This window comes from Ochrobactrum sp. AP1BH01-1, assembly GCF_018066705.1.
Taxonomy (GTDB): domain Bacteria; phylum Pseudomonadota; class Alphaproteobacteria; order Rhizobiales; family Rhizobiaceae; genus Brucella.
In genome coordinates this window covers 273,808-297,839 of the sequence record NZ_JAGPOU010000005.1, presented here as the reverse complement: position 1 = coordinate 297,839, position 24,032 = coordinate 273,808, and the positions used below count along the sequence as shown (strand labels likewise).

Here is a 24,032-nt window from a genome sequence, read left to right as displayed (position 1 = left end):
ACAATATTAGTCTGTCAATGAAAACGCCTGCCGATTGGCAGCTGGAAAGCCACGCTCACCACGAGTAAGGTTAATAGCGCTACCAGAGATTGTCGCAAGCCGGGCGGCGTGCTCCAAAATGGTGCACGAGCTGACGGTAGGTAAGCATCTATGACCCCGACGGCATCATGCGCAAGGCCGCTGGTGATTCGACCATAAGCGTCCACGACAGCTGAAAGACCATTATTCGCTGCGCGGATGAGGGGCAGTCCCTGCTCCACTGCACGGACCTGAGCCTGCCGGAAATGCTGATAGGGGCCGGGCGTATCGCCATACCACGCGTCGTTCGTCACATTGATAATGGCGCTTGCCCTCTGGCCCGAATATCCGAGCTCGTCGGGGAAAATCGCCTCATAGCAGATCAGCGGCAAAAAGGTTTCACCGCCTTTCACGTTCAGCGCGCGGCGCGCCGTGCCGGCGGTAAACCCGCCAGGCATTTCCACCACTTCCTGAAGCCCAAGCCTGCGAAGTAAATTTTCATAAGGCAGATATTCGCCGAAAGGGACCAAGTGCACCTTGTCGGCAGCATCAACGATGACGCCCCGATCATCGATCGTATAAATCGAATTATAATAGCGCGGCTCGCCGCCACCCGAGGCCCTTTCTTCGCGAACCGCACCGGTCAGCAGAACCTGACCGTCTTGGAGAACTTCCCCTATACGCGAAAGAGCCTCAGGCGTTGAGGTGAGGATATAGGGGACTGCCGTTTCCGGCCATATGATCACATCGGGTTTCGGCTTGCCGTCGGCGGGTGCTTCCGCCGTCAGCGACACCAGCTTATCGAAGATGGAGCGACGTTCCGCATTATCCCATTTCATGGTTTGGGCGATGGACGGCTGCACGATGCGAACCGCAAGCGAGGTTTTTTCCTCACCCACAGCCGGCGCTTGTGAAAGCGTCCACGCGCCGAAGCCGACATGGGCAGCGATGAGTATCAGAGCAAATGCAATGCCTGTTCTTGCAAATCGTCCGCCGATCAGCAGGGCCGGAGCGGCAAAGACAAACACGGCCAATGCGCTCATCCCGGTCAGGCCCAGCACGGCAACCGATTGCATCAGGAGGGGGGTCGGCATGACCGCATAGCCGATGGCGTTCCACGGAAAACCCGTGAACAGGAAAAGGCGCAGCCATTCCGCCAGCGCAAAGCCGGACGCAAGCGCGACGATGCGCCCCAAACCGTCCGACCAGAAGATGCGGGCGACCGCGGCTGCAAGCGCATAGAAAAGCGCCAGGAATGCCGGAAGACCTAAAACCGCCAGCGGAAGAGCCCAGGCGAATTGGTCAGCGTCAACCAGCAGCGCCGTGCCGATCCACCATAATCCGGAAACGAAATAACCGAAGCCGAACCACCAGCCAACCATGGCTGCGGGAAGAAGGCGCCTAACCGGACCGGCGTTCGCATTGGCGATCGCGCCATCTATCAGCCAGACAAGAACCGGAAATGCAATGAAACCCGCCACAAAGACATCAAATGGCGGTTGGGTCAGCGTGGCGAGGGCGCCACTCAGAAAAGCGGCCAGCGCACGACGCCAGCCGCTCGACAGAATGATTTTCCCCGCCAGCCTTTCGATCATCAGGCCTCTTTGGGGGCGTCGGTTGCGGTTTCGACATCAGCTAGCTGTTCTCCCTTAACGGAGAGAACAGCACGTTGCTGGCGGCGGCGATCGGCAGCGGAAAGCGGTACGATACGCACCTTCTTCACGCGGCGCGGATCAACCTCCAGCACATGGAATTCGTAGCCCGGAATAGCCTGGACGACTTCTCCGCGAACCGGAATGCGCCCAAGAACGGAGAAGATGAGGCCGCCAACCGTGTCGACATCCTCGCCATGCTCGCCCACTTCAAAAGACGGGCCGATTTTTGCGGCCAGCTCTTCCAGATCGGCGCGTGCATCGACAACGAACACACCGTCGGCTTCTTCGGCGATCATGATTTCTTCATCGTCATGTTCGTCCTCGATGTCGCCAACGACCATTTCGACAATGTCTTCCAGCGAAACGAGACCATCGGTGCCGCCATATTCGTCAATCACCAGCGCCATCTGGATATGGGTCGCCTGCATGCGCGCCATCAATCCGCTTGCCATCATGGACGGCGGCACGAACAGGACCTTTCGCATGAGGTTGAGTTCGCCGATCGTCTTGGTGAGATCGATGCGGCCCATGTCGAATTTGGCGGCCTCGTCTTCGGCTGTCGCCTTGCTGCGCGTGCCGCTGCGGCGCGTAGTCTTTTGACGGGCCTGCTTGGTGATGTAGTTGAGAACATCGCGGATATGAATCATGCCGCGTGGATCGTCCAGCGTCTCGGCATAGACCGGCATTCGTGAATGGCCGGATTTTTCGAAAAGCTCCAGCACTTCCCAGAGCGGCGTGGAAATCTCCACCGCCTCGACATCGGCGCGCGGGATCATCACGTCTTCGACGCGGATTTCACGCAGACGAAGGATGTTGTGCAGCATCGCCTTTTCTTCAGGCGAGAATGCGGAATCCTGCTCGCTTGCCGTACTGGAAAGGGCATCGGCCAGATCTTCACGCAGCGAAGACGATTGGCGCGAGCGCATGAACGGGAAAATATTGGACAACAGGGAACGCTTTTCGGCCACTACGGACCGCTGCGTACTTTGCCCTTCGGCGTCTTGTGTCTCGCTGCGATTTTCGCCAGCGGACGGAGGGTGCGATGTTTGATCAGCCATGGTCAATCGTTGTTCGTGTTCTAATCGGATACAGCATAAGGGTCGGGAATGGCAAGAGCATGAAGGATTTCGCGCTCGCGCGCCTCCATCACTTCCGCTTCCTCATCGGTTTCGTGATCGTACCCCAAAAGGTGCAGAAACCCATGCACAACGAGGTGCGCAAGGTGATTTTCGAACGGCTTGCCTTCCTCTTTCGCCTCACGCTCCACCGTCTCGCGCGCGATGATGATATCGCCCAGCATCGGTCCCGGCTGCGCCCCGGCCTTGACCGGAAACGCCGGGAACGAGAGCACATTGGTCGGCTTGTCCTTGCCGCGCCATTCCGCATTCAGGGTCTGGATCGAGGCATCGTTGGTAAAGACAACACTGAGTTCGCTTGCAGCGCTTTTCAGTCCAAGTTCGGCCCAGGCGGCCTCGACGGACTTTCTGACGAGCCCTTCCAGGGCGGTCTCATCCGGCCAGTTGCCGGCTTCGATCATGATATCGATATGGATCGCGTTATTTGACACGTTCTGCGGCGGCTCTCCGGGCTGGCTAGCCGCATCATCCTTTCAGTTACAAGAAAGCTGCCTGCCAAAAGGCAGACAGCGTCTTTTAAATCGTGATTCCAACAGGCAATTGCAAGATCATTCCGAACGCGCGTGCTGCTTGCCGTCGCGGTCATAAGCGCCGACAATTGCCGCCACCAGCGGATGACGAACAACGTCTTTTTCGGTAAAGCGCACTTTGATGACGCCTTCGACGTCATCCAGCACACGAAGCGCTTCGACGAGGCCCGATTTCTGGCCTGGCGGAAGATCGATCTGGCTCGGGTCGCCGGTCACGATCATGCGAGATCCCTCGCCCAAGCGGGTCAGAAACATCTTCATCTGCATGGATGTCGTGTTCTGCGCCTCATCGAGAATAACCGCAGAATGTGCCAGCGTACGCCCGCGCATGAAGGCAAGAGGCGCGATTTCGATCACACCCGCGGTGATGGCCCGTTCGACTTTTTCGGCGGGCATCATGTCGTAAAGCGCATCGTAAAGCGGGCGCAGATAGGGATCGACCTTTTCCTTCATGTCGCCCGGCAGGAAGCCCAGACGTTCCCCCGCCTCGACAGCGGGGCGGGACAGGATGATGCGTTCCACCAGACCGCGTTCGAGAAGCATGGCGGCATGAGCAACGGCAAGATAGGTCTTGCCGGTACCGGCCGGTCCGACGCCGAACACCAGCTCCGACCGGTCGAGTGCCCGCATATAGGCATCCTGCGTCGGCGTGCGGGCAAAGATCGTCTTCTTGCGCGTGGAAATCTGGGCTGCGGAAAGCTTGCCCTTGTTTTCCATGGTCGGCAGCGTCAACTGGTCATCGGCAGCGATTGCCATGCGGAGTGCGCCATCCACATCGGATGGTCCAAGCTCATGACCCTTCTGCAGCGTTGCATAAAGATGGTCGAGCGCGCGCCGCGCCTGTTCGGTCGCGGTCGGCTCGCCCCGGATCGACAGCTGGTTCCCCTTGGAGCGGACATCCACGCCAAGCTTCTGTTCAATACGGGCAAGATTTTCATCGAACTGACCATAAAGCGCGCTGGCAAGACGGTTGTTGTCGAATGTGAGCACGATATGGGCCATATCCGAGGCCCCGGTCGTCGGGCTTTTTTGCGTTTGATTGGTTGGCTTGGCAGACTTCAGCTTTTCCGTAGCGCTCAACCGTATCTCCTTAAAGCACAATCCTGAAAAGTAGCGGACTTTTCAGACCAGACTATGCGTGAACGCAATCCGTTCACGCACTGCAATCACAGTCTCGACAGGATTACGGCAAGCGACTCAGAGCGCCGAAATTTTCTGCCTCCACATCATCATGCCTTCAGGCCAGTTTTTGCGCAATAAGGCTGTTGGTGCCTGTGGACGTGATTTTCACATGAATGATGTCGCCGATCCGGTCGTTGTTGTCATCGATGATGACTGGCAGGAGCCATGGCGAGCGGCCAACCATCTGGCCTGCAATGCGACCCGGCTTTTCAAGCAACACATCCATCTCGCGACCGATCATTGAATCCTGAAACGCATATTGCTGCTCGGACAAAAGTGCCTGAAGGCGCTGGAGGCGCTCATCCTTGACCGCTTCTTCGACATGATCGTCGAGATCTGCACCCGGCGTGCCGGGGCGTGGCGAATATTTGAACGAATAGGCCTGCGCGTAATTGACCTCACGCACCAGCTGCATCGTATCTTCGAAATCCTGATCGGTTTCGCCGGGGAAGCCGACGATGAAATCACCCGACAGCGCCATGTCCGGCCTGACTTCGCGGATACGCTCGATCAGCCGCACATATTCATCCGCCTTGTGGCGACGGTTCATCGCCTTGAGAATACGGTCCGATCCCGATTGCACCGGCAAATGCAGATAAGGCATCAACTGACGCAGATCACGGTGGGCGGCTATCAGGCTGTCATCCATGTCGCGCGGATGGCTGGTCGTGTAGCGCAGGCGGGCGATACCCGGAATGCGCGCCAAACGAAACAGAAGTTCGCCCAGGCCCCATTCACGGCCATCGTCGCCCGCGCCGTGCCAGGCATTGACGTTCTGGCCAAGCAAGGTGAGTTCGCGCACGCCGCTATCGGCCAGGCGCTCGGCCTCCGCCACGATCTGCTTAACGCTGCGCGAAACTTCCGAGCCGCGCGTATAGGGGACCACGCAGAAGGTACAGAACTTGTCGCACCCTTCCTGCACGGTCAGGAACGCAGAAACACCGCGCTTGCGCGTTTCCTCACGCTTTGGCGACGGCAGATGCTCGAACTTGTCTTCAAGGGCATACTCCGTCTCGACCACCTTTTCGCCGCCGCGAACCCGCGCCAACGCATTGGGCAGACGGTGATAGGTCTGCGGGCCGATGACGAGATCGACACTCGGCGCACGGCGCAGGATTTCCTGTCCCTCAGCCTGCGCCACGCAGCCCGCCACGCCAATGGTCAGTTCCTTGCCATTCGCTTCACGTGCATCCTTCATCTTGCGCAGACGACCAAGCGCGGAATAGAGCTTTTCCGACGCCTTCTCGCGAATATGGCACGTATTGAGCAGAACCAGATCGGCATCGTCCGGTGTATCGGTCGCGACATAGCCTTCCGCTGCAAGGCTGTCGGCCATGCGCTGGCTGTCATAGACATTCATCTGGCAGCCATAGGTTTTGACAAAAACCTTGCGCGTATTGGCGCGCTCTGCCTGCGGTTCAAGATCGGTGATATTGTCGCTCATGCGCGGCTATCTACAGCTTTTGTCGCCATTTTGGAAGGTGACAATCTGACGGCTGTCACTCTTCCGGTATCTCGCGCCCCAACAATGCGCTTTGCAAAAGAGCGCGCACCCGGTTTTCCATCGTACGCGCCAGCGCCTTGCGGTCTGTCTTGGCCGTAACGACAACCGGCTCGCCAAAACGTACTTCGACGTCTATCGCACCCTCCCGCAAGATACCTTTGAGATGCGGCATCAGTTCGACGTCGCCCGGCCACGATGCAATCGGGCGGAAGTAACGGCCCATCGCCATGCCATGAACGCCCGTATAGGCAACGGCAACCGGCTGAACCATGACTTCTGGAACATTTGCTTCCTTGATCGCCGCATGCGCAGCGCCAAAAAGCGCCGTCTTGAACGGCAGAACGCGATTGCCATCCGATGTGGTGCCTTCGGCGAACAATACCATTGCGTCGTCGGTTGCCAGGCGCCTTGCAATTTCGGAGGTTTGCTCACCGGTCTTGCCGCGCCGTTCGCGCTCCACGAAGACGGTGCGCTGCAAGACGGCGAACATGCCGAAGACAGGCCAGTCGCGCACTTCCGATTTGGCAATGAAGGACACCTGCCCCACCGCCGAGAGCACAATGATGTCGCTCCACGACGTATGATTGGCGACAAGAAGAAGTGGACGCCCTTCGTGCATTTGGCCGACAGTTCTGATGCGGAAACCGAAAAGGCGCGCCACGACGCGGTGGAAGAAGTTTGGCAGGCTGCGTTTCCAGCCATTCTTCATTTTCAGAAACAGATATTGGACCGGAATCAGCGACAGGCTCAGCGCGACCATAGCCGCAACGACCAGAAATATCCTGATCACGCCGATCATGGCGCCCTCTTCAGGTCACGCCGCAAGATGAGGGCCGCCGAACGTCCATTCGCAGTTTCGTAATAGGCCGGACGGTCGCCAACCTTCTGGAAGCCGAGGCGACGATAAAGCGCCTGCGCGGCGACATTGGCTTCGTCCACCTCGAGAAAAAGCGTTTCGGCCCGTTCCTGATAGAGATGGCGCAGCACGGCATCCATCAGTGCGCGTCCCACGCCCTGCCGCTGCATGTCGCGCGCAACCGCAATGGTGAGGATTTCCGCTTCTCCCGCAACCAAGCGAGCCAGCACGAAGCCGCACGCATCGTTCGGCTTGCCTTCCGCACGGGCAACAAAGCCGAAAACAGTGTTCTCGCCGATCAGCGACCTGAAATCATCGGAGCTCCAGCCATGATGGAAGGCGGCGGCGTGAATGCGCTGAATCGCATGACTGTCCTGTGCGTTCAGCGGCTCCACCGAAACCTCCCTGCGACCGAAACGTCCGAACGGCAAACCCATCATCGGTTATTCCCCAGCGCTCTTCCGCGGCAGCGCGAACCCGACCTGCGGCTTCGCATCGGGCCCGCGCATGTAGAGCGGCTTCGGCGCATCGCCCGGCTGGCGCAAGCCTGCCAGACGCGCATAGACGCCGATTGTCGCGGTCGGTTCTGCCGACCCCACTGCGAAACGACCGCCGATCGCTTCGTTGATCGAGCGAGCGGCCGAACCTGCAAGAACCGTATTTTCCGCCTGGGACGCTGCGAGAGCCAACGCTTCCTCCCGCGACAGGACAAGAGGCCTCGCGCTTGTCAAACCTTTTGCATCGAACGATTGTGCGTAAATCTCGCCGCGATGGGCGTCGAGCAGAACGAGCGCCGGATTTTCCGGGTTCGCGATATGGGTCTCAGCGGCCAGCGCTTCGAATGCGGTGACGCCGATAGCCGGAACGCCGAGTGCCAGGGCAAAACCGCGCGCTGCCGAGACACCGATACGGACGCCGGTAAACGATCCCGGCCCGACATTGACAGCCACCCGATCCATGTCGCTGATCGATAGTTTCGCTTCTGTCACAGCGCGTTCGACATAGGTCATCAATACTTCAGCATGGCCTTTGCCGATGTTTTCGCTCACATCGGCAAGCACGACACCGCCATCGGAGTTGTAGACGGCAACGGAACACCACGAAGCAGCAGTATCAAGCGCGAGTATCTTCATGGGCAACCGGGTAAATCAGATTTCGCGCCGCGACAAGCCGCAACTTGATCGAACCCGGATCAGCTCAGTTTTTCAGTCGCCCCGATGGAACAAAAACTGCAGGCATGCATTTCCCTATCGGGTGCGGGAACGTTTTTTATTGCCTTTGACAATAAAGGCCGCTCCAGCAATCGAGCCTCATAAGGATCTGGCGGGTTCGTTTGTGTTGAACTGCCCCCTCGATGATGAGCGACCAGTCTCTCTGAGCCGGATCGAGCAAAAGGATATGAGGATAAAATGTCCCAGAAGTCGATGCATGCAACCCGCAACGATCTTCCTTCCAATACGAAGACGACAATGATCGCGCTACTCAACGAAAACCTCGCCGCGACAATCGATCTTGCCCTCATCACCAAGCAGGCTCACTGGAATCTCAAGGGGCCGCAATTCATCGCCGTTCATGAAATGCTCGACGGTTTCCGCGACGATCTCGATCAACATGTCGACACGATTGCCGAGCGCGCCGTGCAGATCGGTGGGACGGCCTATGGCACCACGCAGGTCGTGGCCAAGGAAAGCAAGCTCAAGCCTTATCCGACCGACATCTATGCCGTTCACGACCATCTGCTGGCATTGATCGAGCGCTACGGTGACGTCGCCAACCTGCTGCGCAAATCGATCAAGGATGCAGATGATGCTGGTGACGACGATACGGCGGATATCTTTACCGCAGCGTCCCGCAGCCTCGACAAGGCGCTGTGGTTTCTGGAGGCTCACGTTCAGGAAAAGAACTAGAGCATTCCAGGCAAAGTGCGAAGCGGTTTTGCAAAGGATAGACGTAAAAACAAAAAGATAGAGCATTTCGTGTGATACAGTTTAAACTGAAAATGCTCTAAGAGATAAAGGCCGGAACATTCCGGCCTTTTTCATTTTACGATTCTCAGTTGGCCCATTCACCGCCGCGCATCACCGGCTCGCGGGTTCCATCCGCGTTGATGCCATCGACGTCGATCTGGCCGGAGCCGATCATCCAGTCGATATGGATAAGGCTCGAGTTGCCGCCCTGCGCCTTGATCTGCTCCGGCGTCAGCTTCGCTCCGTCGATAAAGCATTTGGAATAGCACTGGCCGAGCGCGATATGACTTGCTGCGTTTTCATCGAACAGGGTGTTGTAGAACAAAAGCCCACTCTGCGAGATCGGCGAGGAATGCGGCACCAGCGCCACTTCGCCAAGACGACGGGCGCCTTCGTCCGTGTCCAGCACCTTGTTGAGCACTTCTTCACCGCGGCTCGCCTTCGCCTCGACAATTCGTCCGCCTTCAAAGCGAACCGCGATATTCTCGATCAATGTCCCCTGATGCGACAGCGGCTTGGTGCTCGTCACGTAGCCCTCGACACGCAGGGCGTGGGGCGTCGTAAACACTTCTTCCGTCGGGATGTTCGGATTGCAGGTAATTCCGTTTTTCGCGGTGGAGGCCCCGCCGTGCCACTCATGGCCATCGGCGAGCCCCACCGTCAGGTCGGTATTCGGACCCTTGAAATGCAGGGCGCGGTAAGCCTTGCCGTTCAGGAAACGGGTGCGGGTGCGAAGCGCTGCGTTATGTGCCGCCCAGGCACCGACCGGATCGTCGACGTCCACGCGCGAAGCCGCAAAAATCGCATCGGCCAGCTTGCGGGTCGCAACATCCTCCGGTTCGTTCGGAAACATGAGCTTCGCCCATGCCGGGTTGGGATAGGAGACGATGTTCCAGTTGATGTCGAAACCCGCGATCTTTTCCAGTGCCGGCTGATAAGCCTTCGAATTGGCTCGGTTGGCGCGGGAAACCTTGGCGGGGTCCTGGCTGGAGAGAAGCATCGGATTATCGGCTGCGATAGCCAGACGGGCAGCGCCGTCCGAATAGGCCTTTGCCATGCCTTCATAGAGCCAGTTTGCGGCGCGGTCGAAGCTCGCATCGGCTGCGTTCTCGTAACGGGCGAGCGTCATTTCGTCATCCGCGAAGAATGGCGTTACCAACCCGGCTCCGGCCTTGTAGGCATGTTTGGCGATGAGCCGGACCAGCGGCAACGCGACGACGGGTGCCGTAATGACGAGATCCTGCCCCTCGCGCAATTGCAGACCGACACGAACGGCGACTTCCGCAAGACGTTCGAGTTTCACCGGATCGATGACTGGATTCAGCTGTTCATGAGCCATGGGTGGAAGACCTCTTTGGATATGGAATCACCGGCAGTTTATCAGACGGCATAATTTCACCACCTTTTTTCCTGCCTTTTACGCTATAGTATTCTTGCGGTCAGTTGCAGAGAAAGCAGAAAGCAATGAATAAGAAAGTGCTTATCTTACTGGGCGTTACCGGTGTTCTGGCCGGCTGCGTGACGATGACGCCCGAACAGCGTCGCGCAGCAGACGAGCAGACTTGCCAAAGCTATGGTTTCAAACCCAGGACCGACGCTTTCGCCAACTGCCTCATGCGGCTCGACCTCGATCGCAGGGCCGACAGGCGAGCGTGGCAGAACCAGGCCGATTTCTATGATGCTCCGATGGTCATCTACCGTCCAGTCTACCGGCCCTGACACCTTCGCTGAAAACGACTGCTGCCCTGAAAGCAAAACGCCGGTCTGGTTGAACGAGACCGGCGTTGCAGATTGTCGATTGTAAAAGCGCTGATTATAGCGGCGCTTCCGGCCGGTCCTGAGACAGGAGAAGCGCGCCGATCGCGTCGGCCTGCTTCTGGCTTGCGAGGGCATAACCGAGCGAAGCCGATTGCGGAGCAGAAGTATCGAACTGCGACTGGTAGGAGGCCACCTGCACGGGCTGCTGCTCCTCTCGAGCCGCCGCAATACCGCGATGACGGGCCAGACGGTCACCACGAGCCTGTGGACCGGCACCGGTATTCTGTTCTGCGTCCTGAGCCTTTGCAGCTTCTGCGAGCGCCACCTGAACGGTTGGCTCTGTTCCCGGAACCGGACCAGTCTGCGGCAGGGTCACGTCGTAGGATGCATCCTGCGGAACGGAAGGCGATTGCGGTGAATAGGCGAGAGCAAGGTTGTATGGTTCCTGCGGGACCGGATTTTGCAGCGAGCCGTCGCGATTGCGCTTTTCGTAGAAGGAATTGCCGCCAGCAACGAGCACATAGTGCATGTTGTTGTATGGGAACCTCAGGCCCGCCGTGTGGAAGAACATGGCGTTCTTGAGCTTTGGATGACGCTGGCCCTTCAACACTGCGTCGGCAGTGGCCTGAACATCGGGCAGCGCTTTGGAATCCATCTTGCGGGTGAGAACACCGGGCGCGAACTGGTTCTTCTGGCCGACGACGCCGCAAATCGTATCAGGATACCGGCCCGATGCGAGACGGTTCATGACGACGGTGCCGACAGCGAGAAGCCCATCGGAACTCGAACGGTTGGACTCGAAGAACATTGCGCGTTCAAGGCATTCCTTGTCACGTGCCGTGTAGGTATAGGTCTTCACGCCATTGACGGACTTGACATGGCTTGCCGCCATCTTTTCCGAATTGGCTTTTCCCGTGTTTCCGGTCGTCGTACAGCCGGTGACCGCGAAAAGCGCGACCAGCAGCCCGATAAGAACGGGCAATTTCCACTTCGCGGCGCGCGTCAATGGCTCAATCTCATGTTAGGACCCTTAACTGATCCAGTCATCCACTCAGGCGAATACATCTGAAACGATGCATGCGAATGTCTGACTGCGGTGCAAGTCAAAGAGGACGAAGATCAAAAATCACACGCCCTACTGTCGCTCAATCGAATTCAAGGTTTTGGAATTTTTAGGCCAAAAAAAGGCGAAGGGTCAAATCCCAACGATGATGGAAGCGGTTGGACAGCCCGCAAACAATTTCGAATCGATAATGCGAATATGCCTACAACCCCTTAAAATATATTAATAATTTCTTAACGGGAATTGCGAATTCAGGTAAGATATTGATTTCATGGGATTCAAATTCTTTCAATACACGCCTTATCGCTGCCTTAATTCGCTTCTTCTTGGACAGTTTTTCAATCCACATTCCCAGTGCTTGAAATGATCTGCGGAAATTCTGTTTCCCGTGGGTTCCGCCTATCCCTTTCAACTTTGGAGACACATTTGTAACAACGTGTGAAATCGGGTGACTGGCGCCGGTTTTCGGCCATGCCAATGCGAATCGGGTCAGCGAACCGCGTGAGTGATCACCAGCAAGACGACCCGCCACGAGGGACGTGGCGGGCCGATCAAGAGCTGTATTTGAGAGTTTGAATGACTGTGTCGATCAACCGAAAGAATAACCGGCGCCGCGAACGGTGCGGATCGGATCGAGCGCACGACCGACATTGATCGCCTTGCGCAGCCGTCCGACATGGACGTCCACCGTGCGATCATCCACATAGATGTCGGGCCCCCAAACGCCATCCAGAAGCTGGCTGCGCGAGAAGACACGGCCAGGCGACATCATGAAATATTCGAGCAGCCGGAATTCCGTCGGTCCGAGACGGACCTCCTTTTCCTTGCGGTAAACACGATGCTGCTGACGGTCGAGAACAAGATCGCCCACTTTCAGCACATGGGAGAGGATACTCGGATTGGACCGGCGCAGCATCGCCTTGACGCGCGCCAGAAGTTCCGGCGTTGAAAATGGCTTTACGACATAATCATCAGCGCCGACGCTCAAGCCGCGAACACGTTCGCTTTCCTCGCCCCGCGCCGTCAGCATGATGATCGGCAGGCGTTCGGTTTCCGGCCATTGGCGCAAGCGGCGGCAAAGCTCGATGCCCGAAACACCCGGCAGCATCCAGTCGAGGATGAGCAGATCCGGCACATTCTCGCGCAATGCGATTTCGGCCTCGTCGCCGCGCAGCATTGTATCGACCTGGTAGCCCTCTGCTTCAAGATTGTAGCGAAGCAGAACGCTCAGCGCCTCTTCGTCTTCTACCACAGCGATTTTGGGTGCCTGTGACATCCAGTATTTCCCTATCCAAATTCGGCGGGCGGTGGATACAATCCCCCCAATCGACCGCGTGCCGCCGCGCTATTCACACATTCTCAACCGCAGGACTCCGAGGTCCGGTCGGATGCAGTTCAGGGTTTACGCGCCTCATCCACGACAATACCGTGGCTCAGGTCTTCCTTGGGTCGCTCAGCCGGCATTTGCAGGCCGGTCACGATGTAATAAACGGTTTCCGCGATATTGGTCGCATGGTCGCCTATGCGCTCGATATTCTTGGCGCAGAACAGAAGATGCGTGCAGGCGGAGATATTGCGCGGATCTTCCATCATGTAGGTAAGCAGTTCTCGGAACAGCGACGTATACATGGCATCAATCTCGTCATCGCGGTCGCGAACGACGTTGATCTGCTGCACCGAACGCGATGCATAAGCGTCGAGAACGTCTTTCAGCTGGGTCAGTGCCAGTTCGGCCAGCGTTTCCAGACCGCGATAGAGCTTTACCGGCTGGCGCGATTCCGAAACGGCAGCAACACGCTTGGCAATGTTCTTGCCGAGATCGCCGACGCGCTCCAGATCGGCTGAAATACGGATCGAGCCGATGATCTCGCGCAGGTCCACGGCCATGGGCTGGCGCTTGGCGATGATCATCACGGCCTTGTCGTCGATCTCGCGTTCGCTGGCATCCAGAATGAGATCGTCGGAGATGACGCGCTGTGCGAGCGCATTGTCCGCATTGACGATAGCGGTGACCGACTGCTCGACCATGCGTTCTGCATGTCCGCCCATTTCGGCGATCTTGTGGGTGAGAAACTTCAATTCCTCATCATAGGAGCGAACGGTATGCTGAGACGGCATAGTAAGACCTCGTAATATAAATTGCGGGGAAGCCGCACTGTCTGTTGAGCGCAGTTCCGGATCAGCCGAAGCGTCCGGTGATGTAATCCTGCGTGCGCTTTTCGGTCGGCGCGGTGAACATGGTTTCCGTGTCGCCCACTTCCACCAGATTGCCGAGATGGAACATGGCCGTACGTTGCGAAACGCGCGCCGCCTGCTGCATGGAATGCGTGACGATCACGATGGTATAGTTCTGCCGCAATTCGTCGATCAGCTCTTCCACCTTTGCGGTTGCGATCGGGTCGAGCGCCGAGCACGGTTCGTCCATGAGGATGACTTCCGGGCTGACCGCAATCGCGCGCGCAATGCAAAGGCGCTGCTGCTGGCCGCCGGAAAGGCCTGTACCGGCATCGTGCAGACGATCCTTCACTTCCTCGAACAGGCTCGCCTTCTGCAAGCTCGTCACGACGATTTCCTCCAGATCGGTCTTGGTACGGGCAAGACCGTGGATGCGCGGACCGTAGGCCACATTTTCGAAGATCGACTTCGGAAACGGGTTCGGCTTCTGGAACACCATGCCGACGCGGGCCCGCAGTTCAACGACATCGATCTTCGGATCGTAAATGTCCTCATTGTCGAGCGTGATCTTGCCGCCAACCCTGCAACCTTCGATCGTATCGTTCATGCGGTTGAGCGAACGCAGGAAGGTAGACTTGCCGCAACCGGAAGGGCCGATCAGCGCCGTGACCATCTTTTCCTGGATATCCAGATCGACGTCGAACAGCGCCTGCTTCTCACCATAAAACACGCAGACCTTGTCGCCGCGCATCTTTATGGAACTGGCGTTGGCGTTCATTTTTTCTCCTACGGCTTTCTCGAGAGATCGTTCAGTCATCAGGTTCATAGCTTTCGACTCCCGTTTTACCAGCGGCGCTCGAAGCGGCGGCGCAGGATGATTGCTGCAATATTCATCACGGCAAGGAACAGAAGCAGGACGATGATAGCGCCTGACGTGCGTTCCACAAAGGCGCGTTCTGCTTCATTTGCCCACATATAGATCTGCACCGGCAGAGCGGTAGACGGGTCCATCGGCGTCGACGGTACGTCGGCAACGAAGGCCACCATGCCGATCAGGAGAAGCGGCGCGGTTTCACCAAGCGCATGGGCGAGACCGATGATCGTGCCGGTCAGGATCCCGGGTGCTGCAAGCGGCAGGACATGGTGGAACACCATCTGCGTTTTCGAAGCGCCAAGGCCGAGCGCCGCAGAGCGGATCGACGGCGGCACCGCACGAAGGGCAGCACGGGTCGCAATGATGATGGTGGGAAGCGTCATCAATGTCAGCACCAGACCGCCGACCAGCGAGGCGGAACGCGGCAGGCCGAAGAAGTTGATGAAGACCGCAAGCCCGAGGAGACCGAACACGATGGACGGAACCGCCGCCAAATTGTTGATGTTCACCTCGATCATGTCGGTGAACCGGTTCTTCTTGGCGAACTCTTCCAGATAGATCGAAGCGGCAACACCGATAGGCAGCGAGAGGCCGAGAACGATCAGCATCATGTAAAGCGAGCCAATCAGTGCGACGCCGAGACCAGAGGTTTCGGGACGGCTGGACGCGCCGAAGGTAAACAGACCCGTATTGAAGGCTTCCTTCATCACGCCTTCCTGCGAAAGCGTTTTCATCCAGCCCACCTGACGGTCCGAAACCTTGCGGTTCGTCTCCGGAACGGAAAGGTCGATCTGCCCCTTGAAGGCCGAATCGATATCGGCGCCCGCCAGAACCGGAACGATCTGTGTCGTGCCAATAAGCGATGGATTGTTCATCACCATCTCGCGGAGCTGAATGCGCACGCCATCGGAATAGAAGCGGCCCAGATCGCGCATCGCCGGACGGTCCGTCGTCGCCACACCCAGCTTTTCAGCCAGAGCGTTGCGCACGAGCAGCGGATAGTTGGCCGTGATCAGCACATTCGGATCGGTCGCACGCTTGTTGCCCGGATCGATCACGCTCTCTTCAAGCTTGACCGGCAGATAAAGCGTCGTCTGCCAGAACGCGGTATAGCCCTTCGAGAAAACCGAGAACAGCAGCGCGCAAAGAAAGAACACGCCGATGGCAATCGCAGCAATGCCGTAATAGCGGAAGCGGCGTTCGGCAGCGTAGCGGCGTTTCAGTCCGATATCGCGACGCGTCGGCTGTGCCGCGGCGCCGCTGGCGTTAAAGGTCGTATCGGTCATTATTCGTACTGCTCCCGGTACTTGCGCACGATGTGCAGCGCAAAGATGTTCATGATCAGCGTCAGGACGAAAAGCGTGATGCCGAGTGCAAAGGCCACCAGCGTTTGCGGCGAATTGAATTCGAGATCGCCGGTGAGCTGGTTGACGATCTTCACCGTGATGGTGGTCATCGCCTCGAATGGATTGATATTGATGCGCGCTGCGACACCTGCTGCCAGAACCACGATCATGGTTTCGCCAATAGCGCGGGACGCGGTCATCAGGAGCGCGCCGACGATGCCCGGCAGAGCAGCTGGAAGGACCACGCGCTTGATGGTTTCGGAGCGGGTCGCGCCCAGTCCGAGCGAACCGTCGCGCAATGTCCGCGGCACGGCCGTGATGATGTCATCGGAAAGCGACGACACGAAAGGGATGAGCATCACACCCATGACGAGACCGGCGGTCAGAACGCTCTGCGCCATGATGAAACCCTGACCGCCAGCAATGGCAATAGAGAGATCGCGCAGGAAAGGTCCGACGGTCACAAGGGCAAAGAAGCCGTATACGATACTGGGAATGCCAGCCAGAAGCTCAAGGACCGGCTTTACGATAGTACGCACTCGCGGAGAAGCATATTCCGCCATATAGATGGCCGAAAACAGCCCAACCGGAACCGCGAACAGCATGGCCACAAGAGCGATATAGAGTGTGCCGGCCAGAAGCGGGATGAGACCGAACTGGCCTGTCTCGCCGCCCGAACCGGCAGCGGCAAAGCGCGGATCCCAAACCGTGCCGAAGAAGAAGTCCCACGGCGAAACAGATTGAAAGAAGCTGATGGTCTGGAACAGCATCGAGCAGATGATGCCGATGGTCGTCAGGATGGCGATGCCGGATGCCGCGATCAGCCCCCAGAGAACGATCCGCTCGACATTGTTGCGTGCACGCATGCGCCGGCTGATGGTCGAAAGACCGAAGACCAGCCCGGCAATGGCGATCACCAGAGAAACGGCGGAACCGATGGTGTGCGTCAGCGCGGTTGCCTTTTTCAGGTAGAGCGCGATCGGCACCATGTAATCCTGGCCTTCGGTCGCAAGCGCCACACCCTTAGATGCCAGAAGCGTGCGGGCATCCTGATAATTCGATGGAAAGCTTTCCAGTTCGGCAGGCGTCAACCGTTCAAGACCGTTGGCCAGTCCACGCACCATGCCAAGCTGCAGGCTGCGATTGGTGAAGGAACCTTCCTCAATGGCATCCGGCAATCGGGCGGTCGCACTGTGATCGAGATAGACCGACGTTCCAACAGCCCAGACGGCGAGGAACAGAACCGCAGGCAATGCAGAAACGAGGAAAACCCACCAGCCATGATAATGCGGGCGGGAATGCATTTTCTCGGTCGGCGAGGCTTTTGCGGAAGCAGACTGCGCCTTGTCCAGTGCAACGGCACGCTGGCGGCCTATGAAGAATCCGATCAGCCCGATTGCAACGATACTGACGAGAACCAGAAAGAAGGACATTCAATTTCCCCGGTTGCCCTGATGAATGCGGATGGCTTTGAGGTGCAGCTTCCACCTATGCCGTTCCACGCGAATGCGCCTGTCTTAATGCAAAGGCGCGAAAGGAGAAGAACGCGGAGATTCCTCATCCCCGCGTTCCACAGATCAAAACTTACTTCGCGGCCATCGTCTTGCCTTCGGCGAAGGCAGCGCGCTGAGCTTCACGTTCTGCATCCGGAGCGGGAACAAGACCATATTCGGCGAGCGGACCGTCAGGACCGATCATCTGGTCGTTGAGGAAGAACTCAACATATTCCTTCAGGCCCGGGATGACGCCGAGATGAGCCTTCTTCACGTAGAAGAACAGCGGACGCGAAACCGGATATTCACCCGAGGCAACGGTTGCAGCCGACGGCGTGATGTCGTTGACGGTCGCAACTTTCAGCTTGTCGGCATTGTTTTCGTAGAAGTAGAGGCCGAAAACGCCAACGCCGGTCTTGTTGGAGTCGATGCGGGCCAGCGTTTCAGCATAGTCGCCATCGATGTCGACAGCCTTGCCGTCCTTGCGCACTGCGATACAGGCCGAAGCAGCAGCCTTGTCGTCAAGACCGGTCTTCTTGATTTCGTCCAGAGCGCCGGAATGCTTGCAGCCATCCGCCAGAACTTTTTCTTCAAAGACTTCGCGGGTGCCGTGCTTTTCACCCGGGATATAGGCAGCAATGTCCCAATCCGGCAGGTTCGGGTTAACCTGGTTCCACTTGGTGTTCGGATTGTCGACCAGCTTGCCGTCGACGACCAGCTTGGCTGCAAGCGCCTTGTAGACATCTTCCGGCTTCAGCTTCCAATCCGGACCCTTGGCGTCGGTCGCAAACACGATGCCGTCATAGCCAAAGCGCACTTCCTGGACGTCCTTGACACCGGCGTCGATGCACGACTTCAGTTCCGAGTCCTTCATGGCGCGCGATGCATTGGCGATATCGATGGTGTTTTCACCAACGCCCTTGCAGAATTCCTTGATACCTGCGCCCGAACCGCCCGATTCAACAACCGGCGTCTTGAAATTCGGGAAGGTTTCGCCGAACGTTTCGGCGACGATTTTTGCATAAGGCAGAACGGTCGAGGAACCGGCAACCTGAATTTGATCGCGCGCCTGGGCGGCGGAAACCGACATAACGGCAGCGATGGCGAGCGCTGCGGTCGAGGAAATCATCTTGTTCATGAGCTGCGGCTCCTGTTGTAAAAGACATAGGACGATGTGGCGTCACTAGCCCTCTACGCGCTCTATATTACATTCATATGACACTATTGTTACAGGTTTGTATCAGAGCTGCTTGCCAGTGATTTTGTGGGGTTCTGCGGGCTGCTGAACCGGCAAAGGATCGGGCGGCGGAATTCCGTTTTTCCAAATGAATGAAATCCCCCCAACATAGCTCCCAATTTCCAGCCAGTTTACGCAGCCGCATTTTTCCCGGCATATGCCTATCCGCTTCATTCATAATAATAATAATAATATAAGGTTTTTTACGTGACACATCCGCGTCTGCTCAATCTCGTCGGGATAGCGATGTTCATATCCTCGACGCTGCCGTTGTACGCTCGAGATGCGACCCCGGCGCTGACAATTGCTACCGAAGGGTATTTTCGACCCTATAATCTCACGCAGTCCGACGGCAGGCTCGACGGCTATGAGGTTGAGCTCGGCAGGCATCTATGTCGAACGATGAAAGTCGAATGCAACTTCATAGCCATTCCCTTCGACGCCATCATAGCAAGCTTGCAAGCTGGAAAAGCCGATGCTGTCATGGGAGCGTTGTCGGCAACGGATGCGCGCGAGAAAGTCATCGATTTCTCCATATCCTACGCCCGTACGCCGCAAGTTTTCGCCACCCTGCGCGACGGTCCGTACAGCAAGCTTCCTCACACCGAGGAAAATCTGGACCTTTCGAGTAACAAGGCTGACATAGAGCAGCCCCTTCAGGATGTCGCGGCCGCGATAAGGGGAACGACTGTCGGCGTCGTGGGCGGATCGATAGCCCACTCGCTGGTCAACGCCTATTTCAGTAATGGTATCACCGTCCGCGAGTATAAAACCGCTGAGCAGGCCGATCTCGATCTCGCAAGCGGACGCATCGACATGCAGGTCACCGCACGCTCCTATCTGAACACGATCCAGAAGACGCAGGCATATTCCAATGTCGTCATGACCGGCCCGCTTTTCAAAGGTGGATTGCTCGGGCGCGGCGTCGCTGTGGGCCTGCGCAAGGACGAAGCGGATCTCAAGCGGAGATTCAACTTTGCGATCATGGCAGCGAAAGCCGATGGCACCATCAAAAAATTATCCGAAAAATGGTTCGGTTTCGACGTGACGCCATAGGCGGCTCAACTCACTCGTTCGGTCGAGACAACACGTAGGCGGCAGAGCCCAGCATGAACAGTGTCACCGCTGTCGCCAGCAGCCAGCCAGGTTTCGCACCCCACCAGAACAGGATATATCCCAACGCCATGCCAAGACATGCGTAGAGCTTGGCGCGCGGCGGAATGGCACCACGTTCGCGCCATTTTATGACCAGCGGTCCGAAACGCTGATCGGCCAGTAGCCGCGCCTCGATCGTCGGCGAAGACCGCGCAAAGAACCATGCCGCAAAAATGATGAAGATCGTCGTCGGCATGACCGGCAGGAAGGCCCCCACAATGCCAAGTCCGAGCATGAGAAAGCCGAGACACAGATAGATGATGCGCTTGCTCGCTGAAATTGCGGGCGAAGCGGTATCGATCCTGTCTTTTTCTGGATGGTCCTGCATGGCGTTCCGTCATCTGGTCTGAACGCTTATAGCAGGAATCCAGCCCTCTCGTGCAGGCCCTGGCGGTCAAAGAAACGTCAACTCACTGCCTTTCCGGCCTGTGGATAACTTTTTGAGGCCGACAGGCTGCCCTGCAACACAGTTACAAATTGCAATTTTGCCCCCGAAATGCCTTATTTTGTCAACTTTGCCGCGGAAGCTCAAAACTTTCCCTACAAATAAAAATTGCAACCCGGATCCGTCCGACGGGCAGCCAAGCAAGCAGCTTTTCTTGCGAAAGGCACGCTAACACAACGCCCAGCAAAAGACCGCCTCAGATTCCTAACGAATCGTAAACAGCTTTACAGCAATCAAATTGAATCTTTCCTAATATTCCTCAGTTATGTTTATGTTATCAAGTAAACAACGAACAGTATAGGACAATTTTCCCTGCGCGATATAGATTCAATTATCGCACAATGTTCTCATTCGAACCACGCCAGCGCCACATTTAGATTCCAGTTCGGAACCGTCTTTCTCAGCGACAACTGTGGGACATCCCGTTAACAACTAGTGGATCTGGCATGACTTTCAAGACCCGTATGGCTATGCTTGCCGTTGCGGCAACCGGTCTTCTCGCGGCCACCGCAATCGAGGCTTCAGCACAGCAATGCGGCGGTGCCTCCTGGTACGCCCTCACTTCCCGTACGGCTTCGGGTGAACGCATGAACCCGTCCGGCCTGACCGCAGCACACCGTACCCTGCCGCTTGGCAGCAAGGTCAAGGTTACCAATCAGAGAAACGGCAAGTCGCTTGTCGTGCGCATCAACGATCGCGGCCCGTTCATCAAGGGACGCGTTCTGGACTTGTCCAAGGGCGCCGCTGGCCGGCTCGGCTTCATCGGCGCAGGGCATACCAAGGTCTGCTTTACGCCTCTTTGATTTCGGCGAGGCTTCGCCTGACTGCTGGATCTATTTCCGATCCAGCCGGTCGGTGAACCAGCGGGTCAGCTTGATCCAGACCTCGTCCTTTTCGGCTGCGTCCTCGATACCGTGTTCGAGATTGGGATTGTCGTTGACCTCGATCACGACCACCCCATCATCCGTTTCCTTCAGATCGACGCCGTAAAGCCCGTCGCCAATGCAGCGCGCCGCGCGCAAGCCCGTCTCCAGTACGGATGACGGCGCATCGCCCAGCGCATAGGACCGAAACCCGCCTTCCAGCGGCTTGCCGCCCGTATCGTGCTTGACGATCTGCCAATGGTTCTTCGCCATCATATACTGGCAGATGAACAGCGGCTTGCCGTCAAGAACGCCAACGCGCCAGTCGAACTTCGTCGGCATATATTTCTGCGCCAGCAGGAGATCGCTGTCCTCCAACCATAAAGTGGCGAGCGCTTTCAGTTCGGCAAAATCCTTCACCTTCTTCACGCCGCGCGAGAAGGACGAATCCGGTATCTTGATGACCATCGGAAAACCGAGCAGGTCGGCGGCGCGTTCCAAATCCTCCTCGCCAGCGATCATCACCGTCGGCGGAACCGCCACCTCGTTGGCCTGCATCAATTCGTGCAGATATACCTTGTTGGTGCAGCGGATCATGGACATCGGGTCATCGATCACCGGCATGTTTTCCTGCTGCGCCCGGCGGGCGAAACGATAGGTGTGATTGGAGATCGACGTTGTCTCACGGATGAACAGTGCGTCAAAATTGGCAAGCCGGGGAAGATCGCGCTTGCCGATGGGTTCCACTTCCACGCCGAGCCGCGCCGCAATTCGCGCCCAGTGCTTCAGCGTTGAAACGGTCGATGGTGGCATTGCTTCCTTCGGGTCGCATAGCGTTGCGAAGGAATAGCGCGCCGGTACCTTTGGGCGCGCCGCACGCCACTCACGCTGGGTGTAACGGTCGAGTGCGTCCTCGAAACGCTCCTTCTGCTCCTTCGAAAACTTGGCGATGTTGGCAAAGCTGATCTTCTGGATTCGTGCCCATTCACCGGGCTTGATCGAGACTTCCAGCGATGGCGCGCGGAACCAATCGAAGAGCAGCCGTCCGAATTTTTCAAAGTCCGGGCTGTCGGCAAGTCCGAAATGCACGTGGATTGTTTCAGGCGCCTTTTCCGGATGTTTGCCGAGCGCCTTGTTCAGCATGTCTTCGAGTTCCGGAATGGCGTTTTCATAAAGCCGCCGCTCCGACAGGTCGATCATTGTCTCCACGGAAGGGATGATGCGATGTCCCCGCGCTTCAGCCAGAAGCGAAGCATAGTATCCGCGGCTCTGATAGGCGTAGGAGCGCGACAGATTGATGATCCGCGGGCGCAACTGGCCATTGAAGAGCGCTGGATGCGCGAGATAGTCGCGCGTGGTCATGACCTTGTGCGGCGTCGCCCCATTGTCGATATCCGAGAGGCGCCCTACCAGAATGACGCAGATCGTCATCAATCCGTCCTTTTTTCCAGAATAACGGCGGCCCTGAGCCCATCACTGCCGAACCGGGCGATACGGTCAAAAATGTGAAAGGGAACAGGAACGTTTGCAGCGTCGGCGATGGTCTCGCCTAGCTCTTCCTCCACCCAGGGGTCGTGAATGAGAATGTGCCGCCCGTCTTCACCGTGGGCGAGTACCCAGTGCGGCACTTTCTTGCCGAACATATGGTAGCCGCTGATAAGCACGATCACTGCCGCCCCACGACGCAGTGCAGCCAGAATATCGTGCAGCGTGAAACCGCGATAATCCACCGGAATGGCATAGGCTTCCGTGCGCTGGCGGAAATCGGTCTGTGCCAGTTGCATGACCTTGCGCTTTTCTTCCGAACGCACCGATTGCAGGAAAAGCATGTCCTCGACCGATACGATGATCGAGGCTTTCAGCCCACGCTCATGCGCGGCGACCGCAAGGCCGAATGGTTCGCAACCGCCCGGCCCCGACATCATGTAGATTGTCGTCGCATCACGCCACAGGCGTACCTCCAGCACGGGATCAAGTAGCGTTTCCCGATTATGCCGGGCCAGCACCATCATCAGGCAGGCCGCGCCGCAGGTGAAATCGGTCGTCTGCTCGTAATAAGGAAAGACGGTGACCGGCGAAATGTCCCCGCGAACCGTCTTTTCAAAACGCAGCGCATCCGAATGGTCGGCATAATAATCAAGATAGCGTCCGATAGGACGATAGCCGTGCCGTTTGTAAAGTGCGATGGCACGTTGATTATCCTCGCGCACTTCCAGCCGCAGCAAAGGACGGTCGTGGTCATAGGCCGCCGTTTCCGCCGCCTGCAGCAGCAGCGAGCCGACGCCCTTGACCTTTGCCTCCGGATCGACGGCTATCGAATAGAGCCGCGCCAGCGCGGTGCCGAGCCGGAACAGGATCATCGCATAGCCGATAACCGCCCCTTCCAATGTAGCAACGATAGTCTCTGCTGTTGGCCGCGCGATAAGGGCGCGAAATGAACGGCGGGAAATCCGGTCTGTCTCGAAACAGCGTTCTTCGATGCGCAGGAGCGCATCTATGTCGTCTGCCGTGGCCTTGCGCGTCGTTGCGCCCGTCATCTCGTGGCCTTTGCAAAGGGATCGTTCCGATGCGGTCGAACACCAACAATTGGCTTATTCGAGGCAAAAAACAAGCGCCCGGACCGTGGCAAAATTATGAGTGATTTTCCGCCCAACCAGCTGCGGATAACCCGAAGATTTCAATCAGTAATTGTATTTCTCTCAAGCACTCGCATTAACCATTAATTAAGAAGTCAGGCGATGGCGGGGCGAACCGAATTGACTCCAGACTATTTCA

23 protein-coding genes are annotated in these 24,032 nt (G+C 57.4%); 4 read left to right on the top strand and 19 right to left on the bottom strand.

The features are described 5' to 3' along the window. Positions 1-14: 14 nt before the first annotated feature. The 8 genes from lnt to tsaB all read right to left on the bottom strand — a co-directional run bounded on the left by lnt (position 15) and on the right by tsaB (position 8,014). Positions 15-1,613 (bottom strand): apolipoprotein N-acyltransferase, encoded by a 1,599-nt coding sequence (lnt, locus tag J9800_RS19255; protein ID WP_114214415.1) that lies wholly within the window; start codon positions 1,611-1,613, stop codon positions 15-17. After that, positions 1,613-2,731 carry a hemolysin family protein gene (locus J9800_RS19250; RefSeq protein ID WP_210845911.1) on the bottom strand — a complete coding sequence of 373 codons (1,119 nt, stop codon included), beginning with the start codon at positions 2,729-2,731 and terminating at the stop codon, positions 1,613-1,615. The genes lnt and J9800_RS19250 overlap by 1 nt, the downstream gene beginning before the upstream one ends. 20 nt (positions 2,732-2,751) lie before the next feature. After that, a complete protein-coding gene (gene ybeY, locus J9800_RS19245; protein ID WP_114214417.1) occupies positions 2,752-3,240 on the bottom strand; it encodes an rRNA maturation RNase YbeY in 489 nt (162 codons plus the stop codon). Positions 3,241-3,357: 117 nt separating this feature from the next. Continuing rightward, positions 3,358-4,419 (bottom strand): PhoH family protein, encoded by a 1,062-nt coding sequence (locus tag J9800_RS19240; RefSeq protein ID WP_021587621.1) that lies wholly within the window; start codon positions 4,417-4,419, stop codon positions 3,358-3,360. Positions 4,420-4,576: 157 nt separating this feature from the next. Next, positions 4,577-5,965 (bottom strand): tRNA (N6-isopentenyl adenosine(37)-C2)-methylthiotransferase MiaB, encoded by a 1,389-nt coding sequence (gene miaB, locus J9800_RS19235; protein ID WP_114214418.1) that lies wholly within the window; start codon positions 5,963-5,965, stop codon positions 4,577-4,579. Between the two features lie 55 nt (positions 5,966-6,020). Further along, positions 6,021-6,824: a lyso-ornithine lipid O-acyltransferase gene (gene olsA / locus J9800_RS19230; RefSeq protein ID WP_114214419.1), complete on the bottom strand. Its 804-nt coding sequence runs from the start codon at positions 6,822-6,824 to the stop codon at positions 6,021-6,023. Then, positions 6,821-7,321 (bottom strand): ribosomal protein S18-alanine N-acetyltransferase, encoded by a 501-nt coding sequence (gene rimI / locus J9800_RS19225; protein WP_114214420.1) that lies wholly within the window; start codon positions 7,319-7,321, stop codon positions 6,821-6,823. The genes olsA and rimI overlap by 4 nt, the downstream gene beginning before the upstream one ends. Positions 7,322-7,324: 3 nt before the next feature. After that, positions 7,325-8,014, bottom strand: coding sequence for a tRNA (adenosine(37)-N6)-threonylcarbamoyltransferase complex dimerization subunit type 1 TsaB (gene tsaB, locus J9800_RS19220; protein WP_114214421.1), 690 nt, complete (start codon positions 8,012-8,014; stop codon positions 7,325-7,327). 276 nt (positions 8,015-8,290) lie between these two features. Here tsaB and dps point away from each other — a divergent pair, with 276 nt between their 5' ends. Further along, positions 8,291-8,788 (top strand): DNA starvation/stationary phase protection protein Dps, encoded by a 498-nt coding sequence (gene dps, locus J9800_RS19215; RefSeq protein WP_112588451.1) that lies wholly within the window; start codon positions 8,291-8,293, stop codon positions 8,786-8,788. 145 nt (positions 8,789-8,933) lie between these two features. Here the strand turns inward: dps and J9800_RS19210 are convergent, their stop codons facing one another. After that, positions 8,934-10,187 (bottom strand): aminopeptidase, encoded by a 1,254-nt coding sequence (locus J9800_RS19210; RefSeq protein ID WP_114214422.1) that lies wholly within the window; start codon positions 10,185-10,187, stop codon positions 8,934-8,936. Positions 10,188-10,312: 125 nt separating this feature from the next. Between J9800_RS19210 and J9800_RS19205 the strand changes: the two genes are divergently transcribed. Further along, on the top strand, positions 10,313-10,567 hold the full coding sequence (locus J9800_RS19205; protein ID WP_112588447.1) for a hypothetical protein: 255 nt from the start codon (positions 10,313-10,315) through the stop codon (positions 10,565-10,567). A 94-nt stretch (positions 10,568-10,661) separates the two neighbouring features. Here the strand turns inward: J9800_RS19205 and J9800_RS19200 are convergent, their stop codons facing one another. The 7 genes from J9800_RS19200 to J9800_RS19170 form a co-directional block, all read right to left on the bottom strand. Beyond that, on the bottom strand, positions 10,662-11,612 hold the full coding sequence (locus J9800_RS19200) for a cell wall hydrolase (RefSeq protein WP_114214423.1): 951 nt from the start codon (positions 11,610-11,612) through the stop codon (positions 10,662-10,664). Positions 11,613-12,258: 646 nt separating this feature from the next. Next, positions 12,259-12,945: a phosphate regulon transcriptional regulator PhoB gene (gene phoB / locus J9800_RS19195; protein WP_006468130.1), complete on the bottom strand. Its 687-nt coding sequence runs from the start codon at positions 12,943-12,945 to the stop codon at positions 12,259-12,261. Between the two features lie 119 nt (positions 12,946-13,064). Continuing rightward, positions 13,065-13,787, bottom strand: coding sequence for a phosphate signaling complex protein PhoU (phoU, locus tag J9800_RS19190; protein WP_114214424.1), 723 nt, complete (start codon positions 13,785-13,787; stop codon positions 13,065-13,067). Positions 13,788-13,848: 61 nt separating this feature from the next. Continuing rightward, on the bottom strand, positions 13,849-14,622 hold the full coding sequence (gene pstB / locus J9800_RS19185; RefSeq protein ID WP_286167385.1) for a phosphate ABC transporter ATP-binding protein PstB: 774 nt from the start codon (positions 14,620-14,622) through the stop codon (positions 13,849-13,851). Positions 14,623-14,687: 65 nt separating this feature from the next. Beyond that, positions 14,688-16,004 (bottom strand): phosphate ABC transporter permease PstA, encoded by a 1,317-nt coding sequence (gene pstA / locus J9800_RS19180; protein WP_112588439.1) that lies wholly within the window; start codon positions 16,002-16,004, stop codon positions 14,688-14,690. Then, the gene (gene pstC, locus J9800_RS19175) at positions 16,004-17,497 is read right to left on the bottom strand and encodes a phosphate ABC transporter permease subunit PstC (RefSeq protein WP_112588437.1); all 1,494 of its coding nucleotides are present in this window, start codon (positions 17,495-17,497) and stop codon (positions 16,004-16,006) included. Before pstC ends, pstA begins: the two co-directional genes overlap by 1 nt. A gap of 151 nt (positions 17,498-17,648) precedes the next feature. Continuing rightward, positions 17,649-18,695 carry a PstS family phosphate ABC transporter substrate-binding protein gene (locus tag J9800_RS19170; protein WP_112588435.1) on the bottom strand — a complete coding sequence of 349 codons (1,047 nt, stop codon included), beginning with the start codon at positions 18,693-18,695 and terminating at the stop codon, positions 17,649-17,651. Between the two features lie 306 nt (positions 18,696-19,001). Here J9800_RS19170 and J9800_RS19165 point away from each other — a divergent pair, with 306 nt between their 5' ends. Further along, the gene (locus J9800_RS19165; protein ID WP_114214426.1) at positions 19,002-19,850 is read left to right on the top strand and encodes a transporter substrate-binding domain-containing protein; all 849 of its coding nucleotides are present in this window, start codon (positions 19,002-19,004) and stop codon (positions 19,848-19,850) included. Between the two features lie 10 nt (positions 19,851-19,860). Here J9800_RS19165 and J9800_RS19160 read toward each other — a convergent pair whose 3' ends face one another. Next, positions 19,861-20,277 (bottom strand): YbaN family protein, encoded by a 417-nt coding sequence (locus J9800_RS19160; RefSeq protein ID WP_114214427.1) that lies wholly within the window; start codon positions 20,275-20,277, stop codon positions 19,861-19,863. Between the two features lie 563 nt (positions 20,278-20,840). On the opposite strand from J9800_RS19160, the gene J9800_RS19155 reads away from it, so the two are divergent. Continuing rightward, entirely contained in the window at positions 20,841-21,197 is a 357-nt protein-coding gene (locus tag J9800_RS19155; protein ID WP_006468123.1) for a septal ring lytic transglycosylase RlpA family protein, read from the top strand. Between the two features lie 30 nt (positions 21,198-21,227). Here J9800_RS19155 and J9800_RS19150 read toward each other — a convergent pair whose 3' ends face one another. Together J9800_RS19150 and J9800_RS19145 are read right to left on the bottom strand one after the other, a co-directional pair. After that, the gene (locus J9800_RS19150; protein WP_114214428.1) at positions 21,228-22,688 is read right to left on the bottom strand and encodes a RimK family ATP-grasp domain-containing protein; all 1,461 of its coding nucleotides are present in this window, start codon (positions 22,686-22,688) and stop codon (positions 21,228-21,230) included. Continuing rightward, positions 22,688-23,794 (bottom strand): peptidase C39 family protein, encoded by a 1,107-nt coding sequence (locus J9800_RS19145; protein WP_114214429.1) that lies wholly within the window; start codon positions 23,792-23,794, stop codon positions 22,688-22,690. The genes J9800_RS19150 and J9800_RS19145 overlap by 1 nt, the downstream gene beginning before the upstream one ends. Positions 23,795-24,032 lie beyond the last annotated feature (238 nt).